The 18,015-nt window shown below is 56.2% G+C and carries 13 protein-coding genes; 7 read left to right on the forward strand and 6 right to left on the reverse strand.

Annotation, left to right across the window (positions count from 1 at the left end):
* Window positions 1-51 precede the first annotated feature (51 nt).
* Together ileS and RCA23_RS04665 are read left to right on the forward strand one after the other, a co-directional pair.
* Window positions 52-2,958 (forward strand): isoleucine--tRNA ligase, encoded by a 2,907-nt coding sequence (gene ileS / locus RCA23_RS04660; protein WP_044049308.1) that lies wholly within the window; start codon window positions 52-54, stop codon window positions 2,956-2,958.
* Window positions 2,959-3,024: 66 nt separating this feature from the next.
* Window positions 3,025-3,861, forward strand: coding sequence for an EamA family transporter (locus RCA23_RS04665; protein ID WP_044049310.1), 837 nt, complete (start codon window positions 3,025-3,027; stop codon window positions 3,859-3,861).
* Here the strand turns inward: RCA23_RS04665 and RCA23_RS04670 are convergent.
* The 4 genes from RCA23_RS04670 to fsa form a co-directional block, all read right to left on the reverse strand.
* The gene (locus RCA23_RS04670) at window positions 3,858-4,547 is read right to left on the reverse strand and encodes a CDP-alcohol phosphatidyltransferase family protein (protein WP_044049311.1); all 690 of its coding nucleotides are present in this window, start codon (window positions 4,545-4,547) and stop codon (window positions 3,858-3,860) included. The two genes, RCA23_RS04665 and RCA23_RS04670, sit on opposite strands and share 4 nt — an antisense overlap.
* A gap of 35 nt (window positions 4,548-4,582) precedes the next feature.
* A complete protein-coding gene (locus RCA23_RS04675) occupies window positions 4,583-5,521 on the reverse strand; it encodes a tyrosine-type recombinase/integrase (protein WP_044049312.1) in 939 nt (312 codons plus the stop codon).
* A gap of 9 nt (window positions 5,522-5,530) precedes the next feature.
* Complete coding sequence (locus RCA23_RS04680) at window positions 5,531-6,235, reverse strand: DUF484 family protein (protein ID WP_044049313.1); 705 nt, start codon at window positions 6,233-6,235, stop codon at window positions 5,531-5,533.
* Window positions 6,236-6,296: 61 nt separating this feature from the next.
* On the reverse strand, window positions 6,297-6,950 hold the full coding sequence (fsa, locus tag RCA23_RS04685) for a fructose-6-phosphate aldolase (protein WP_044049314.1): 654 nt from the start codon (window positions 6,948-6,950) through the stop codon (window positions 6,297-6,299).
* A gap of 89 nt (window positions 6,951-7,039) precedes the next feature.
* Between fsa and RCA23_RS04690 the strand changes: the two genes are divergently transcribed.
* Window positions 7,040-9,229: a primosomal protein N' gene (locus RCA23_RS04690; protein WP_044049315.1), complete on the forward strand. Its 2,190-nt coding sequence runs from the start codon at window positions 7,040-7,042 to the stop codon at window positions 9,227-9,229.
* Window positions 9,230-9,236: 7 nt separating this feature from the next.
* Here RCA23_RS04690 and RCA23_RS04695 read toward each other — a convergent pair whose 3' ends face one another.
* Window positions 9,237-11,210: a protein meaA gene (locus RCA23_RS04695; RefSeq protein ID WP_044049316.1), complete on the reverse strand. Its 1,974-nt coding sequence runs from the start codon at window positions 11,208-11,210 to the stop codon at window positions 9,237-9,239.
* A gap of 139 nt (window positions 11,211-11,349) precedes the next feature.
* Between RCA23_RS04695 and RCA23_RS04700 the strand changes: the two genes are divergently transcribed.
* From RCA23_RS04700 to RCA23_RS04710, 3 genes are all read left to right on the forward strand, one after another.
* Window positions 11,350-12,714, forward strand: coding sequence for a 1-acyl-sn-glycerol-3-phosphate acyltransferase (locus RCA23_RS04700; protein WP_044049317.1), 1,365 nt, complete (start codon window positions 11,350-11,352; stop codon window positions 12,712-12,714).
* A gap of 107 nt (window positions 12,715-12,821) precedes the next feature.
* Window positions 12,822-14,108, forward strand: a complete 1,287-nt coding sequence (gene ccrA / locus RCA23_RS04705; RefSeq protein ID WP_044049318.1) for a crotonyl-CoA carboxylase/reductase — start codon at window positions 12,822-12,824, stop codon at window positions 14,106-14,108.
* Between the two features lie 90 nt (window positions 14,109-14,198).
* Window positions 14,199-15,749: an AAA family ATPase gene (locus tag RCA23_RS04710; RefSeq protein ID WP_044049319.1), complete on the forward strand. Its 1,551-nt coding sequence runs from the start codon at window positions 14,199-14,201 to the stop codon at window positions 15,747-15,749.
* A gap of 210 nt (window positions 15,750-15,959) precedes the next feature.
* Here RCA23_RS04710 and RCA23_RS04715 read toward each other — a convergent pair whose 3' ends face one another.
* Window positions 15,960-17,462 (reverse strand): trimethylamine methyltransferase family protein, encoded by a 1,503-nt coding sequence (locus RCA23_RS04715; RefSeq protein WP_044051293.1) that lies wholly within the window; start codon window positions 17,460-17,462, stop codon window positions 15,960-15,962.
* 83 nt (window positions 17,463-17,545) lie between these two features.
* Here RCA23_RS04715 and RCA23_RS04720 point away from each other — a divergent pair, with 83 nt between their 5' ends.
* Window positions 17,546-18,010 (forward strand): MmcB family DNA repair protein, encoded by a 465-nt coding sequence (locus RCA23_RS04720; protein WP_044049320.1) that lies wholly within the window; start codon window positions 17,546-17,548, stop codon window positions 18,008-18,010.
* Window positions 18,011-18,015: the final 5 nt, after the last annotated feature.

Raw genomic sequence — 18,015 nt, forward strand, 5'->3', positions numbered from 1 at the left:
TTGGAGCCCACCGCGCCGCCTTTCCCCAGTTTATTAAAGATGAGACGAGATATGTCCGAGCAAACACCTGACTACAAAGACACCCTCAATCTGCCTAAGACAGATTTCCCCATGCGTGCCGGCCTGCCAAAACGCGAACCTGAATGGCTGGCCCGTTGGGAAGAGATAGGTATCTATGACCGATTGCGCGAGAAAACAGGGCGTGAGAGCTTTACCCTGCATGACGGGCCGCCCTATGCCAATGGCAACCTGCACATTGGTCATGCACTCAATAAGATCCTCAAAGATATGGTGGTGCGCTCGCAGCAAATGATGGGCAAAGATGCGCGCTATATCCCCGGTTGGGATTGTCACGGGCTGCCGATTGAGTGGAAAATAGAAGAGAAGTACCGCAAAAAAGGCCGAGATAAAGACGCGGTTCCTGTGGTCGAATTTCGTCAGGAATGCCGCGAATTTGCCGCCGGTTGGGTCGATATCCAGCGCGATGAATTCAAGCGACTGGGCATCACCGGCAAATGGGAAAATCCGTATTTGACGATGGATTTTCATGCGGAACGGGTGATCGCGGCGGAATTTCAGAAATTCTTGATGAATGGCACCCTGTATCAAGGGTCAAAACCTGTGATGTGGTCGCCTGTGGAGAAAACGGCCCTGGCGGAAGCTGAGGTGGAATATCACGACAAGGAAAGCTTCACCGTTTGGGTGAAATTTCAAGTGGTTGGCACGGGTGATGCGACATTAGACAGTGCGAAAGTTGTGATATGGACCACCACGCCCTGGACCATGCCGTCGAATAAGGCGGTGGTCTATGGCGCGGGAATTTCCTACGGGCTGTATGAGGTGATCGGCCGGCCTGAGGAATGCTGGGCCCGGATCGGCGAGCGGTTTATTTTGTCAGATGCACTGGCCGAAGATGTCTTGGGCCGTGCGCGTCTTGATCCGTCGATGTATCGCCGCCTTTGTGATATCACCTCCGAGGATTTGGCGAAGATTCAGCTGCTTCACCCGTTGCACGGTGTTGAAGGTGGCGCGGGCGAATGGGATGATATTCGCGACTTCCGCGCGGCTGATTTTGTCACCGACAGTGAAGGCACGGGATTTGTGCATTGTGCACCCTCGCACGGCATGGAAGAGTTTGAGCTCTACCGCGACTTGGGCATGTTGGAGCAGGTGATCACCTATAACGTGATGGAAGATGGGCGTTTTCGCGCGGATCTTCCATTCTTTGGCGGCAAGGCGATCCTCAAGCCCAATGGCAAAGAGGGCAACGCCAATGGCGCGATTATTGAGAAACTGGCCGAAGTGGGTGGTTTGTTGGCGCGTGGCAAAATCAAGCACAGCTACCCGCACAGCTGGCGCTCTAAGGCGCCTGTGATCTATCGCAATACGCCGCAATGGTTTGCTGCCGTCGACAAGCCGGTCAACGATGGGCAAGACACCTATGGCAAGACCATCCGCGAGCGGGCGCTGACCTCCATTGATGAGCTTGTCACTTGGACTCCGCCGACCGGGCGCAATCGGTTGTATTCCATGATCGAAGCCCGGCCCGATTGGGTGTTGTCGCGCCAGCGCGCCTGGGGCGTGCCTTTGACGTGTTTTACCAAAAACGGCAGCCTGCCCACGGATGACGATTATCTGCTGCGCAATGAAGAGGTTAATGCCCGCGTGTTAGAGGCTTTTGAGGCCGAAGGAGCCGATGCTTGGTATAAAGAGGGCGCGAAAGAGCGCTTCTTGAGCGGGATTGTGGCACCCGAGGACTTCACGCAGGTGTTCGACATCTTGGACGTTTGGTTTGACAGCGGATCCACGCATGCTTTTGTGTTGCGCGACCGGGCAGATGGGTCTGATGATGGCTTGGCCGATCTCTATCTTGAAGGTACAGACCAACATCGAGGATGGTTTCATTCCTCAATGCTGCAATCTTGCGGCACCCAGGGCCGCGCGCCTTATCGGGGCGTGTTGACCCATGGGTTCACGCTGGATGAAAAGGGCATGAAGATGTCCAAATCCATCGGCAATACCGTTTCGCCTGAGGATGTGACCCGGCAATATGGCGCGGATATTTTGCGTCTTTGGGTGGCGCAATCCGATTATACCAGTGATCTTAGGATTGGGCCGGAGATCCTCAAAGGTGTGGCCGATAGCTATCGACGGTTGCGCAATACAATGCGGTTTATGCTGGGCTCTCTGGCGGATTTCACCCCGTCAGATCAGGTGGCGCCTGAGGCAATGCCTGAGCTGGAGCAATGGGTATTGCATCGTTTGGCGCAATTGGATGCCACCGTCCGGGAAGGCTACTCAGCCTATGACTTCCAAGGGGTTTTCCAAGCCTTGTTCCAATTTGCGACCGTGGATCTGTCATCATTCTACTTCGATATTCGCAAAGACGTGCTTTACTGCGATGGCGATACCGCAGAACGCCGGGCGGCTCGGACGGTTTTGGATATTCTCTATCACCGTTTGACGACTTGGCTGGCGCCGGTTCTGACCTTCACGATGGAAGAGGTTTGGCTGGAGCGCCACCCGGAGGAGGGCAGTTCGGTGCATTTGCAAGACATGCCGCAGACCCCATCGCGCTGGTCCAATCCGGATTTGGCTGAGAAATGGTCCAGCATCCGCAAGGTGCGCCGTGTGGTGACCGGCGCCCTGGAAGTGCAGCGGCGTGAAAAGAACATCGGCTCCAGCCTTGAGGCCGCACCCGTGGTCTATGTATCCGCAGAGGTGGCCGAGGTGTTGAAGTCTGTGAGTTTTGCCGATTTGTGTATCACATCTGGCATTGAAATTTCGACCCAAGCCGCGCCAGAGGCTGCCTTTGTCTTAGAAGACACAGATAGGGTGGCGGTGTCCTTTGCGAAAGCCAGCGGTGAAAAATGCCAGCGGTGTTGGAAAATTTTGCCCGATGTGGGTCAACACAGTCACGCCGGTGTCTGTGGGCGCTGCGATGCGGCGTTGCGCTAGGGCGAGCTGTGATTTTGTGGTGGGGCGCCCTATGCGCCCCGCTTCCCTTTATTTTGTGAGGGCGCTGTGACTGGGCTGGTGTTCAGCTCGGTGGTGTTTGCCGCGCTGCTGCATGCCGGCTGGAATGCTTTGGTCAAAACTGGACAAAACAAGCAATCGGGCATGCTGCTTTTGACTTTGGCTCATGCCTTCTTTGGGCTTTGCATTCTCCCCTTTGTTTCGCTGCCGCAGGGCACGGCTTGGCTCTGGCTCATCGCCTCGGGCCTTATTCATATGTTTTACCAACTGTTCTTAGGCCTTGCTTACGAGCGTGGCGATTTAAGCCGGGTCTACCCGATTGCGCGCGGAGCTGCGCCGATGATCGTTCTGATCGTGAGCCTGTCATTCGGCATTGACTCGCTGCGCGGGTTGGATCTGCTGGGGATATTGGTTTTGGGACTGGGGATTGTCCTGATGGCGCATGGGGTGTTCAGCTCGGGTGAGGATCGCAGGCTCATTCCGCTGGCGCTTGGGTCTGCGGCCGCGACGGCGGGCTATTCGCTGGTGGATGGGATGGGCGCGCGGGTGATGGGGGATGCGCTGGCCTATGTCTCGTGGTTACTGATTTTCTCTGCGGTGTTTTACACCCCCGCAATATTGGCGTTACGCGGTCGTTCGGTTCTTCCGCGGGGGGGTGGGCAGATGGCGCTTGGGCTTTTGGCCGGGTTTGCTTCTTTTATTGCTTACGCCCTTGTGGTTTGGGCGATGACGAAAGCGCCAATTGCCCTGGTCACCGCTTTGCGTGAAAGCTCCATTCTATTCGCGATGCTGTTGGGTTGGCTGTTCTTTCGCGACACAATGGGGCCAGCCAAAATTTTGGCCGGTCTGGTGATCGTTGCAGGGGTAATTCTTACCCGTCTCTAAGGTTTCGCACTCATTTGCTGAGCAATGCCGGCAAAGAGAAGATAGGCCGAACAGGCCACCAAGCCGAGATTGGCCAAATAAACCTCGGTGAAATTGCCCCAAGCGGCCCAAGCGGCGAAGCCCACCCAGGCCAAAGCAATGGGCAGGGTCAGAGGGCGCCAGCGCTCCGTGCGCACGGGGTGGACAAATTTGAGTGGCAGGAACATTGAAATGGCCAGGAGCGCCACCGCCGCAAGAATGACCCAATGGTTGGGTTCGGTGGCAAAGATGACAATCACCGCCATATTCCAAGCGCCTGGAAAGCCCTGAAAGGAATTGTCTTTTGTCTTCATACGCTGATCTGCGAAATACATCGCGCTGGCGAAAGTGATGACAATGATCGCCACCCATCCCGACCACCCAGCCAGCAAGCCGCTGGCAAAGAGGGCATAGGCAGGAATGAACACATAGGTGAGGTAATCGATGATTAAATCGAGCAGCACCCCATCGAAGAGTGGGGCATTGGTTTTGACATCATAGCGACGGGCTAAGGGACCATCGATTCCATCGACGAAAAACGCCACCACAAGCCAGACAAACATCATGTCCCATTTTTCATTGACCGCTTCCAGCATTGCCAACATGGCAAAAACAGCTCCGGTTGCAGTCAGCAAGTGAACTGCCAAGGCTTTTAATCGAATATCCATGCTCCCATATAGGCGCAATTCTCAGCCGGTGGCAATCAAGCTTTGGGGTGGGCGGCGTTGTAAATGTCCATCAATCGCCCGCTGTCAACCGCGGTATAGGTTTGCGTGGTCGAGAGCGAAGCATGGCCCAGCAGCTCTTGGATGGTGCGCAGGTCACCGCCGGCGCTGAGCAGATGTGTGGCAAAGGAGTGGCGCATGGCGTGGGGGGTGGCACTTGCCGGCAGACCCAATTGCATCCGAGCCATGCGCATGGATTTTTGAACCATTCCTGGCCCCAATGCCCCGCCGCGCTTTCCTCGAAAGATCGGATCCTTTGCTCTGATGTGAAAGGGGCAGAGCTCCACATACCGCGTGACAGCGGCGCGGGCCACCGGCAGGACCGGCACCAATCTTTGCTTGCCGCCTTTTCCGGTGATGCGCAGGACATCGGGCAATGGGTGATCTGCCCCGGTTAATCCGAGGGCCTCCGATATCCGCAGGCCGCAACCATAGAGCAGGGTTAATACTGCCGCATCGCGAGCGGCGATCCAATCCTCTTGGGCCTGCATCTCGACGGTTCCAATCATTTCATGAGCGGCATCTTCGGTCAAAGGACGGGGCAGTTTGCGTTCGAATTTTGGCGCGCGTGCCGATAAAACGGCGGTTGGCGCAAGCGCATGGCGCTCGGCGAGCCAACGAAAGAAGGTTTTCACCGCAGAGAGAGATCGCGCTAAACTGCGGCTGCTCACTCCGCGGCCGCGCTCATGTGCCATCCACGCGCGCATATCGCGTGTGGCGATGGCGGCCAGAGACGACAGCCCCTGCCGTCCGCCGCGATGTTGGGCCATGAAGGCGGTAAATCCAGCCACGTCGGTTGCGTAGGCGCTAAGGGTATTGTCAGCCGCAGATTTTAAAGCGCGCTCGTGAGACAGCCAATGCTCCATGGCATCGCGAATAGCCGGTGATATCAAGGTGAGGTCAGGCCTCTGTGACATCATCGCCCCCTATGTCAGCCACCGGCGCAGGGCGCGTTCAAAGATTGTTGCAAAGAATGTCAACAAATCTGTTCCCTGGGCGGGGGAAAATTGCTCGGCATCCTTGGCGCCAAGGACCAAAAGTCCGGGCAGGGTGCCGGCGCCAAAATCCAGCTGCAAACAAGCCTCAGACCCCACAGGCCCAGTGGCTTCAGGGTAGACAAAAACATCCGGCTTCGTGACCGTGCGCAGGGTCACCTTGGCCTCTAAATTTTGGGACAGGTAATGGGAGACAAAGCCGATCGGGGCCGGTTTCACAACAGGGCCAAGCGGCGCGAGGTTGGGATCGGGACTTTGAGTCTGCGTTTCCAGAATCAAACAGGCATAGTCGATCCGCAAAATATCGACCATCTCTGCGCCAATCATGGTCAAGAACCCGCCAAAATCGGTCGGCTCCATGATTTTCAGTAAGGCGCGATGGATTTGCTGCGTGCCGGCGAGGTTGTCGTAAGCGGCCGCAATAACGGAGCGGTTAGTTTCTTCCAGCCGGCCCAATTGCGCTTCAAGCCGGTGCATGGCCACGCTGCGCAAGTCCACAATATTTTGACCCAAAGTCTCATCATGGGCCGTCAGTAATGCGCGCATCACCTCCGGGGCGTCTAGAACGATCCGTGGATTCTGGGTGATGATATCGCGCAAGATTTCTTCGGCCTGCGCTGCGGTTTGCGGTGTCATGGCTGTCCCATTCACTTATGCGATGGCGGTCCCCATTGCATGGAGACAGGCTTACCATAGGTTAGAGAATTTTCTGCCCTGTTTTTGCCCAATCTGACATAAATTGCTCCAAACCCTTGTCGGTCAATGGATGATTGGCCAGGGATTTGATCACATTTGGCGGCGCTGTGATCACATCTGCCCCAATCAAGGCCGATTGCGTGACATGGTTCACTGTGCGGATAGAAGCGGCCAAAATTTGTGTATCGAAACCAAAGTTGTCATAAATTTGGCGGATATCTGCGATTAAATCCATACCGTCGATGTTCACATCATCCAGGCGGCCAATGAAGGGGCTGATGAAGGTGGCTCCAGCCTTGGCGGCCAAAAGTGCTTGGTTGGCGCTGAAGCAGAGGGTGACATTCACCATTTTGCCTTCACCCGACAAGGTCTTACAGGCTTTGAGCCCGTCCCAAGTCAGCGGCAGTTTGACGGTGATGTTCGGCGCAATTTCCGCCAGCTTACGCCCTTCGGCGATCATATCTTCCGCTTTGGTCGCAACCACTTCTGCGCTAACCGGACCGGAGACCAATTCGCAAATTTCGCGTGTAACTTCAATGATATCACGGCCAGATTTCAAGATCAGAGAGGGGTTGGTCGTCACCCCGTCGACCATGCCCAAATCGTTCAATTCGGCAATTGCGTCTATTTCAGCAGTATCAACAAAAAATTTCATGGCGTATGTCCTTGATAGGTTGGCCTTCGTTGGGGCAAGCTTTATCGGAGTTTTTAGGGTACTGAAAGCCCTGCTGTTAAGGAAATGCTGTGTCAGAGCCTCAATTCTTTCATCAAGGTGATTTGGTTGCCGTCTTAACCAGCCAACCGCTGGATCGGGTGCTGGATTATAAGGCGCCTGAAGGGGGATGCTGGCAGGGGGCCTTTGTTGAGGTGCCCTTGGGACCGCGCAAGGTCTTGGGTGTCGTCTGGCGGGCCGGCGCGGGGGATTATGACCACGCCAAGATCCGCTCGGTGATCCGCGTGCTTGATGTGGCGCCCATGCAACAGAGTATGGCAGAATTCTTGCGTCGGGTCTCGGAGTATACGCTCACACCTATGTCGAAAATGCTGCGCCTGGCCACGCGCGCGCCGGGCTTGGGAGATCCGCCCTCGATGCGGCAGGTTTACCGTTTGGGTGCACAGACCGAGGCCCGTATGACCGATGCGCGGCAAAAAGTGCTCGCGGTTTTGGAAGAATTTGCTGAGCTGAGTTTCACACTCAAGGAATTGTCCGATGCGGCAGGCGTCACCTCATCGGTGGTTAAAGGCCTGGTGAAACTGGGGGCGGTGGAGGAGCTGGCCACGCCGCAAGATATGCCCTTTGCGCATTTAAACCCAAGCTTGCCCGGCAAGAGCCTGTCAGAAGATCAGGCCGCAGCGGTTGCGCAATTGCAGGCAAATTCCGCGGGCTATCGCACGACGCTTTTGAAAGGTGTCACTGGATCGGGCAAAACGGAGGTCTATTTGGAGGCGGTGGCAAGCTGCCTCAACGAGGGGCGACAGGCCTTGGTCTTGTTGCCTGAAATCGCTTTGACAGCAGAATTTTTGACCCGGGTTGAGGCCCGCTTTGGCGCACGCCCGGCGGAATGGCATTCGGGTGTGACCATGACAGAGCGGCGCCGCACTTGGAAAATGGTGGGGCAAGGTCATGCGCAAATGGTCGTGGGGGCCCGGTCGGCTTTGTTTCTACCCTTTCAAGATTTGGGGCTGATCGTTGTCGATGAGGAACACGACAGCAGCTACAAGCAAGAGGACGGCGTGCTGTATAACGCGCGCGACATGGCCGTGCTGCGCGCGTCTTTGGTTGGCGGGCAGGTGGTGCTGGCCAGCGCCACGCCCAGTCTCGAAAGTTGGGCCAATGTCGAGGCCGGAAAATATACGAAAATTGAACTGAAAAGCCGCTTTGGAGCGTCAGTTTTGCCCGAGATGATGGCGATTGATATGCGGCAAGAAACGCTGCCTGCAGATCGTTGGATATCCCCCCGCCTGCAAAAGATGGTTGAGGCACGCATTCAGGCAGGGGAGCAATCCTTGCTCTTTATCAATCGCCGCGGTTATGCGCCCATCACGCTCTGCCGGGCTTGTGGCAATCAAGTGGGTTGCGATCATTGCGATGCGCGGATGGTCGAGCATCGCTTTCTCAAGCGCCTAATGTGTCACCAATGTGGCGAAAGCAAACCAGTACCAAAAATTTGTCCCAGTTGTGCGGCAGAAGACCGTTTGGCTGTGGTGGGGCCCGGTGTGGAGCGATTGGCCGAGGAGGCCACAGCGCTTTTCCCCGAGGCGAAAGTCGCGGTTCTCTCCTCTGATTTATTTGGCTCAGCGCGCGCATTGAAAGAGCAAATCGCCAAACTTGCCGCCGGGGAGGTGGATGTGATCATTGGCACGCAGCTGGTCGCCAAAGGGCATAACTTCCCAAAGTTAACCTTGGTTGGGGTGATTGACGCAGATTTAGGGCTTCAAGGTTCGGACCTGCGCGCCGCAGAACGAACCTTCCAGCTGATGCGTCAAGTGGCCGGTCGCGCTGGACGGTCCGACAAGCCGGGGGTGGCGGCCCTGCAAACCCATCAGCCAGAGCACCCGGTCATCCGCGCAATTCTGGATGGGGATGAAGAGGCCTTTTGGAGCGCCGAAGCGCAAGCCCGCGCACAAGCCGGCGTGCCACCCTATGGCCGCTTGGTCGGGGTTGTATTATCCTCACCCGATGCGCAGGAGGCCTTTGAGGTTGGGCAGGCCATGGCGCGCAATTGTCAGCCTTTGACACAGATCGGTGCACAGATTTTTGGACCGGCCCCAGCTCCAATTGCCCGCATCCGTGGGCGCCATAGGGTACGGCTCTTAATTAAGGCAGAAAAAAACGCCCCTATTCAAGCGGCTTTGACCGCTTGGACAGCCCTATTCAAGCTGCCAAACTCCCTCCGCTTGTCGATTGATATTGATCCGCAGAGTTTTTACTAACGCCTTGCTATTGCGCCGCAATATTGCCTGGACCGGGATCGGCAAGGGCGACGATATCGAACATGATCCGGTTGAGCTCAAAGTCCTTTGGCGTATAGATGCGCGCTATTCCCATGGCCCGCAACTTCTGCGCATCCTCATCGGGAATAATCCCGCCGACGATCACCGGAATATGGATCAGCTCGGCCGCGCGCAGCTTGGACATCAACTCTTGCATCAGGGGCATATGTGAGCCTGAGAGAATAGACAGGCCGATCACATGCACCGCGCCATCGCGCGCGGCTGTGATGATTTCGTCCGGCGTGAGGCGGATGCCTTCATAAGAGATCTCCATCCCGCAATCCCGCGCGCGGGTGGCGATTTGTTCGGCTCCGTTGGAATGCCCATCCAGACCCGGTTTTCCCATCAAAAAAGTCAGCTTGCGTCCCAGCCGATCACTGACTGCCGCGACTTGATCGCGAATCTCATCTAAACCTTCGGTACGATTGGACGGGGTGGCGCTGACGCCCGTGGGGCCTCTATATTGACCGAAGGCTTGGCGCAGCACATCGCCCCATTCGCCCGTGGTTACCCCGGCTTTTGCGGCGGCAATAGAGGGCGGCATAATATTGCTGCCATCGAGGGCGGCGGCGCGCAGATCCCGAAGGGCCTCGTTCACCGCCTGCGCATCTCGTGCCGCGCGCCAGCGGGTGAGCCGCGCGATTTGCTCGGCTTCGTTCTTGGGGTCCACTGTCATGATCGCATCGTCGCCTGCGGTGAGCGGGCTGGCTTCGCCGCTTTGATAAGCGTTGACCCCGACCACAGTCATATCCCCGCTCTCAATCTGACCAATGCGGGCCGCATTGGACTCGACCAAACGCGACTTCATATATTCGATCGCCTCGACGGCGCCGCCCATGGAATCGATCAACGCCAGCTCGGCCCGTGCGCCCTCCTTGAGGGAGGCAACTTTGCGCTCAACGGCGGGGTTTTCGTCAAACAGATCCTCATATTCCAAAAGATCGGTTTCAAAGGCCATAATTTGTTGCATCCGTAGAGACCATTGCTGATCCCAAGGGCGCGGCAGACCTAAGGCCTCATTCCAAGCGGGCAATTGCACAGCGCGGGCGCGGGCTTTTTTGGACAGGGTGACCGCCAGCATTTCAATCAAGATGCGATAGACGTTGTTTTCGGGTTGTTGTTCGGTCAGACCCAAAGAATTGACCTGCACGCCATAGCGGAAACGCCGCATCTTAGGATCACTCACCCCGTAGCGGTCGCGGCAGATCTCGTCCCAAAGATCAACAAAAGCCCGCATTTTGCACATTTCAGTGACAAAACGAATGCCGGCGTTCACGAAAAAGCTGATCCGCCCAACCATTTGGCCAAAATGTTCTTCGGGTACCTTGCCTTTGAGGTCATCCAAAACCGCAGTCGCTGTCGCGAGGGCAAAGGCCAGCTCTTGCTCGGGTGTCGCGCCGGCCTCTTGCAGGTGATAAGAACAGACGTTCATCGGGTTCCATTTGGGCAGATGCGCGCGCGTGTAGGCGGCGATGTCGGTGATCATCCGCAAGGAGGGTTTGGGCGGGCAAATATAGGTGCCTCGGCTCAAATATTCCTTAATTATGTCGTTTTGCACCGTACCTTGCAGCGCGCTGATATCGGCGCCTTGCTCCTCGGCTGCGGCGATATAGAGCGCCAGCAGCCAAGGCGCTGTGGCATTGATGGTCATTGAGGTGTTCATCTGATCGAGGGGGATGTCGGCAAAGAGCGTGCGCATATCCCCCAAATGGCTGACGGGGACGCCCACTTTGCCCACTTCGCCGCGCGCCAAAATATGATCGCTGTCATAGCCCGTTTGTGTCGGCAGATCAAAGGCCACGGACAGGCCCGTTTGCCCTTTGGCGAGATTGGAGCGATAGAGCGCATTAGAAGCCTCGGCCGTAGAATGGCCTGCATATGTTCGAAACAACCAGGGACGATCTTTTTGCACTTGGGTCATAACGGGCCTCTCTTTCTTGTGTGCGAAATATAATTGCGCATTAGCACTTAATGGCGGAATAATACCACCCTGTCAATTCGCTGCAACGCGGCAATTTTGCCATCTGGCGCATATCTGCCATTTCAGGCAGATTGGCCGGATGTTTGAGACAATTGAGCTTCCGATGTGGTTTGTAGTGATCGCGGCGATTTTCGCTGCGATTGCCGCTTTGGAGCGTGCTTTGATCCCCTCTGTACGGTGGTTTTTCCGGCGCAGAATGGAGCGGGTGGTCAGCCAATTAAACGCGCGGCTGGACCGTCCGATTGAACCGTTCAAATTGGCCCGGCGCCATGATATGATTCAAAGATTGCTCTATCATCCCGATGTGATGCAGGCGGTCAATGATCACGCCCGCAAGGAGGGCATCCCTGAAAATGTCGCTTTTCAAGAGGCGCAGAAATACGCGCGGGAGATCGTGCCGTCCTTCAGTGCGACGGTCTATTTCACCGTCGCCAGCACCATTGCCCGCTTTCTCAGCGAGACGCTCTATAGGGTGCGCATTGGCCGTTTTGAGGATGTTTTGAGCGGCTTGGATCCCAAGGCAACTGTGGTGTTTGTCATGAACCATCGCTCAAATATGGATTATGTTCTGGTGACTTATCTGGCCTCAAAACGCTCTGCATTGTCTTATGCGGTGGGCGAATGGGCACGGATCTGGCCGATTAGCCTACTCATTCGCGCGATGGGTGCGTTTTTTATTCGCCGCAAATCGCGTGGGTTGCTTTATCGGCGGGTTCTGGCCCGCTATGTCCAGATGGCGACGCAGGGCGGCGTGACACAAGCGGTGTTTCCAGAGGGTGGCCTGTCCTTGGACGGGCGTTTGGCACCGCCGCGGATGGGGTTTATGAATTATGTCATCGCTGGGTGGGAACCAAAGGGCCGAGATGTCATATTCGTGCCAGTCTCGATCAATTACGATCGGGTCTTGGAGGATTACATTCTTCTCGCTGCTGGCAAGCGCGGAGAAAGGCGTTTTGGTGCCAATATTTCCGTCATCGCGCGTTTTTTGGCACAGCAGTTTTGGTTGTGGTTGACGGGCCGCTATCGGCGCTTTGGTTATGCGGCTGTTCATTTTGGCGCGCCGGTGAGCCTGTCGGCGTTTCACAAACAGACGGGCGGGATCTCTTCTCCTGTTCTGGCGCGCGAGATCATGGCCCAGGTGGAGGCCGGCATTCCTGTTCTGCCTGTTCCTCTAATCTCATTGATATTAATTCATAAAGCGCCACTGCGGGCGCTGGAGCTTACTGCCGCATTTGCGGAGGTCATGCAGGCAGTTGAGCCGGAGTATTTGCAAGCCACTCCAGAGGCCTGGGCCGAGGCGGCGGAAGCGGGCGTTTTAAATTTGATGCAGCGCAAGCTGATTGTGCAGGATGGGGGGCGTTATGTCATTACTGAGAAGGGCAAATTTGTGCTCCCCTATTATGCCGCCAGCCTGTCCCATATATCAGAAAAATTACGTGAGTAATTAAATTACAAATTAATACGAAAATTGGTTGCAATATTGCGTGATGGATTTTATCCATTGAAGTGCAGGTTGATTCTGCATCGCAGCAATATCGTAAGGGGCTTCTCATGCCATTGGATTCAAACTCACCCTTGACCGCCTATACCGCGGAGAAAAAAGATCTCTATGACATGGGCGAAATGCCGCCCTTGGGTCATGTTCCGAAACAAATGTATGGCTGGGCCATTCGCAAAGAGCGTCATGGCGAGCCAGATACGGCCATGTTGCAAGAGGTTTTGGACGTGCCTGAATTGGACAATTACGACGTTTTGGTCTTGGTGATGGCGGCTGGTATTAACTATAATGGAGTTTGGGCCGCTTTGGGCGTGCCAATCAGCCCCTTTGATGGCCATAAGCAACCCTATCACATCGCGGGGTCTGACGCGTCGGGCATCGTCTGGGCTGTGGGCTCAAAAGTGACCCGTTGGAAACTGGGCGATGAGGTCGTGATCCATTGCAATCAAGATGATGGGGATGACGAGGAATGCAATGGCGGTGATCCGATGTATTCGACCTCACAGCGCATTTGGGGCTATGAAACCCCCGATGGCTCGTTCAGCCAGTTCACTCGGGTTCAAAGCCAACAATTGATGCCGCGTCCGAAGCATCAAACCTGGGAAGAAAGCGCCTGCTACACGCTGACCCTAGCCACCGCCTACCGAATGCTCTTTGGTCATGCGCCGCATGAGCTGAAACCGGGGCAAAACGTATTGATCTGGGGTGCATCGGGCGGGTTGGGCTCTTATGCCGTGCAGCTGGCCAATGTGGTTGGTGCCAATGCGATTGGTGTCATCAGTGACGAAAGCAAACGTGATTTTGTCATGGGGCTCGGCGCAAAAGGCGTGATCAACCGCCGCGATTTCAATTTCTGGGGACAAATGCCCACGGTCAACACCCCTGAATACGCCACTTGGTTTAAAGAGGCTCGCAAGTTCGGCGCCGCGATTTGGGAGATCACAGGCAAGGGAAACAACCCCGACCTGGTGTTTGAGCATCCCGGCGAAAGCACCTTTCCTGTCTCAACCTTCGTGTGCAAAAAAGGCGGTATGGTGGTGATCTGTGCAGGGACGACCGGTTACAATTTGACCCTGGATGTGCGCTATATGTGGATGCATCAAAAACGCCTTCAAGGCTCTCATTTTGCCAACCTTAAGCAGGCGGCTGCGGCCAATCGCTTGATGTGTGAAGACAAGCTTAACCCTTGCTTGTCTGAAACCTTTGATTGGAACGATCTGCCGGAAGCGCATATGAAAATGCGCCGCAATGAGCATCTGCCGGGCAATATGTCTGTATTGGTGCAAGCGCCCCGCCGCGGGCTGCGCACGATTGAAGAGACCCTTGCGGTTGCACGGTAAAAGACCCGCCGGGGGCAATTAATTTGCTCCCGGCATCCGAGTGCGCGCAATAGCTCTGGCCCCATGGCAAGCCATTGGCTAAACAAAGGCATGTCACAGACGCCAATTTCCTATTCCGAAGATCAGGCCCAGGCCTATGATACCATCAGTGAGATTCTGCGCTCTGCGGGCGTGGATCTGGCCAATGGGATCGTGACCCCGCCGCGCGAGGGCAAAGACAATATCGCCGCTGTCATTGGCAAGGCCGGATCTGGCAAAACCTTGCTTTTGGCGCAGCTGTATCATGCGTTGAAAGATGCGGGGCTGAACATCGTGTCGGGAGACTATGAACCCCGCGCGCGCAAAGACCGCCGGACCTTGGCGATTCTGGCCCCCACCAACAAAGCTGCGAGCGTATTGCGCAATAGAGGTGTACCCGCGACGACCATCCACCGCATTCTCTATACGCCGATGTATGATCCCGAGTATGAAAAAATCGCAGAGTGGCTCGGTGGCAATGGCGACCGGCCAGAGGTGGAGGGGGTCAGTGACCTCGCATTGGATCGAGCCTTGAGTTTCTTCACCTCCAATGCGTCTATTCCGGGCGCTTTGGCAGCGGCGGGGCTGCGGGGGTCTGACTTTATTACCGGATGGAAGCGCCGCGAGGAGCCTTTGGACGTGGGCTTTGTCGATGAGAGCTCCATGCTCGATGCGCAGCAATTGGAAGATCTCAAAGAGATTTTCCCCACATTGATTCTGTTTGGCGACCCGGCGCAATTGGCGCCTGTGAACCAATCGGGGGCGATGGTGTTTGACGCTTTGCCTGAGGAGCGCCGCTTGGTGCTCAGCCGCGTCCATCGTCAGACGCAAGACAATCCGATCTTAGATCTGGCCCATGCTTTGGGCGATGCTTCTTTGCAGTTTTCTGATTTTGAACAGATGGTGCGGGATGCGTCGATGCGCGATGATCGGGTGGTGATCGGTCAAAGGGTTGAGTCCGACCTCATGGCGCGCTCGCCCGTTCTGGTGTGGCGCAACGTGACACGGATCAAGCTCATTCAAGCCTTCCGCGGCGCCTATCAAGCCCCGATGGAGGAGCTCTTGCGGGGCGAGCCATTGATCTGTGATGGTATTGAGCTTCCTTTAAAGCACCGCAAAAAGCGGTTGGATTTGGAGGCGCGGGGTCTGATCAAAGGGGCGCAGGTGGTCTATCTTGGGCCGGGCCGCAAACCGGGATTTTCGCGCCTGCATGTCATCGGTGCCGAGCAACCGCAGTTGAGCGCCGCCAGCATCGTCAAGATTGAAATGCCCGATGAGGAAGAACCCTTTATTCCCTTTGCCGCCCGCATGGGCGCCACCTTTCTGCATGGGGCTGCGGTGACCATTCATAAGGCCCAGGGCTCGCAGTGGGATACGGTCCAGGTGTTTGCGCCAGATATTTTTGTGGCCGCCCGCATGAACCGAACAGAGGCGGGCACGCAGCTTTGGAAACGGTTGGCCTATGTGGCGATCACCCGAGCAGAGAACCGGCTCATATGGGTTGTGCGCAACCGGCTGGCGCGTCCAAGTGGGGCTCTGGCGGTTGATGATTTGACCGAAGCGGTGCCGAGTTTTGAACTGACGATGGAGCCGATTGAGGATCAAAAAGACGGTGCATTCTGAAGCAAGACGTGGCGGGCCCACCAGAACAACCGTGTTGGTACTGAATTCCCGAGGACCTGTATGTACAGGTGGGCGCCAGGTAAAAGAACCAGGGTTCAATCAGAGCCAGCTCCCTCGGATTGCGTATGGCCACTGGAATTTGACCGCTTTCGAGAAGGGCAGAACCCGCCGCTGTTTGAGATAGGCCTTTGCACGAACTTGTGCAAGGGCTCACTCGAGAATCGGTGCCCCGCCTGCTTGGGTAAACCGGGCGATCATTGCCTCCACGCGGCCAACCCGCTCCTGAGCACCCGGCGGGGCGGTAAAGTCGTGCAAGATTGCCTGCCATTTCGCCGTGGCCCGGGCTTCGGCGGTCAATGCGCCATTCTTTTGCCAAGTGCCAAAATTTGACAGATCCGCATTAATAGGCTCCAGAAAAGCTGTGCTATAATTGTTTAATGTTTGATCTGTTTCGAAAAAATGTCCGCCGGGTACCACTTGCTCGATGGCGTCAAGCCCGATTGCGGCTGCGTCTGCGGCCACAGGTTTGCACAGATGGGCAATGGCTTGCAGCGCTTCGATGTCCTGGATGAATTTCTCAAAACCAAAGGTCAGCCCGCCTTCAAGCCAGCCTGCCGCATGGATGACCATAGTCGCATTGGCTTGAAGACAGCCCCAGAGCGACATGACGGTTTCATGGGTGGCTTGCATATCATTGGTGTTGGCGGCCGCCCCAGCAGCTGAACGCCAAGGCAGGCCGATGTGACGGGCCAATTGTCCCGAGCCGATCGACATTTGAATATGTTCCGGCGTGCCAAAACTCGGCGCTCCCGATTTCATATCCACGTTCGAGCCAAAGCCGCCATACATCACCGGAGCGCCCGGTTTTGCGAGTTGATTGAGCGTAATGGCCGCCAAAGCCTCGGCATGTTGCAAGGTCAAAGCCCCGGCGATTGTAATCGGAGCCATAGCCCCTGCCAAACAAAACGGCGTGACAATGCACATTTGACCGGTGCGGGCGAAGTCGATCAATGCCTGCGCCATGGGCTTGTCCAACATGCGCGGCGAGTTGGTATTAATGACCGTGGAGCAATAGGGCGCATCGCTAAATTCAGCAGCGCTGAGACCCAGGGCGGTTTGGATGATCTCAAAGCACTCCTGTACCTGCTGCCGGCCCCGACCATAGACGGTCACGGCCTTATCTCCCAATCCCATTTGCGTTTGCATCATTGCGTAGTGGCGCAAATGCACTGGAATGTCTTGCGGTTCGGGCGCAGGGGTGAGCTTGTGGATGACGTCGAAGCTCTGCATTAAGCGCACGGCATCTTGATAGCTGGCCAGATCACCCGGCCTGCGGCCTCGGATGGCGTCGCTGACATTGGGGCAACCGCCGCCGGGGGTAAAGATCAACTGTCCCGGCGCGACCGGCAGATTGCGTGCAGGGTTGGGCGCGTGCAGGGTGAAGGATTGTGGCGCAGAAGCCAGGGCGGCCTCCACCATATCCGAGCCGATCCGCAGCATGTCCCCAGAGACGGCCGCGCCATGTTTGGCGAAAAGCTCAATCGCTTCGGGCAAAAGCACTTTTATTCCAAGGTTTTGCAAGACGTCCAAGGCCGCTTGATGGATGGCCTCCACGCGATCTTGAGAGAAAATACTTTGTGGCTCAAAAGGATGGCGTAGGACCGACCAACTGTGCGTCGAATCGGCCGCTTGTCTGGTTTTGCGGCGTCTCATGGCCGTCACGATAACCGCGTTTGGGCCGCGCGCAATAGGCAGCTTGCCCTTGCGCCGCTTACCCATTCGTCCATAAATGGCGCATGGATGAAAGCAATCTTTCAAATCTGATGCCGGGCCAGCTTTTGGCGCGGGGCGTTTGCCGCCATTTGCTGAGCTATGATTTTGTTTCAGTCGAAGAATTGGTCCCAACACCAGGTCGCCGCGTGGATGTAATGGCGCTGGGACCCAAGGGAGAGATATGGATTATCGAATGCAAATCTTCCCGCGCAGATTTTCAATCCGACCATAAGTGGCAAGAGTATTTACAGTGGTGTGACAGGTATTTTTGGGCGGTCGACCAAGAGTTTCCCAGTGAAATATTGCCCGGTGACACGGGGCTCATTATGGCCGATGCCTATGATGCGGCGATCCTGCGCATGGGGCCGGAACATAGGTTGGCACCCGCCCGGCGCAAAGTCATGATCCAAAAATTCGCTCGCCATGCCGCAAGACGGGCACAGGCCAGTCGCGACCGCGGCGTGGCGCGCTTTAACACTTCCTCGTGACGGAT

Source organism: Planktomarina temperata RCA23 (genome assembly GCF_000738435.1).
In the GTDB taxonomy this organism is placed as follows: Bacteria; Pseudomonadota; Alphaproteobacteria; order Rhodobacterales; family Rhodobacteraceae; genus Planktomarina; species Planktomarina temperata.